The following is a 374-nucleotide window of genomic DNA, read 5'->3' as shown; positions in this document are numbered from 1 at the left end:
GGCCGGAGCCCGCCTGGCGCTGCGCCGCGTGCGGCGGCGCCCGGCTGCGGGCCCGGGTGGTCGGCGCCCGGCGCACCGCCGAGGAGCTGGGCCGGGCCTTCCCGGCCGTGCCCGTGCGCACCTCCGGCCGCGACCACGTGCTGGCCACCGTCCCCGACCGCCCGGCGCTGGTGGTCAGCACGCCCGGCGCCGAGCCGGTCGCCGAGAACGGCTACGCCGCCGCGCTGCTGCTCGACGGCTGGGCGCTGCTCGGCCGTCCCGACCTGCGGGCCGGCGAGCAGGCGCTGCGGCGCTGGCTGGAGGCGGCGGCCCTGGTGCGCGGCCACGGGCCGGACGGCGCCGGGCCGGCCGGGGCGGGCGGGGGCGGCACGGTG

1 pseudogene is annotated in these 374 nt (G+C 84.5%); it reads left to right on the top strand.

The annotated features are described in order from the left end of the window. Nucleotides 1-374: pseudogene (locus RKE29_RS30575) on the top strand (primosome assembly protein PriA); the annotation flags it as partial.

The sequence above is a fragment of the Streptomyces sp. B1866 genome, assembly GCF_031932565.1.
GTDB lineage: Bacteria > Actinomycetota > Actinomycetes > Streptomycetales > Streptomycetaceae > Streptomyces.
This window is presented reverse-complemented; position numbering and strand designations above follow the sequence as displayed.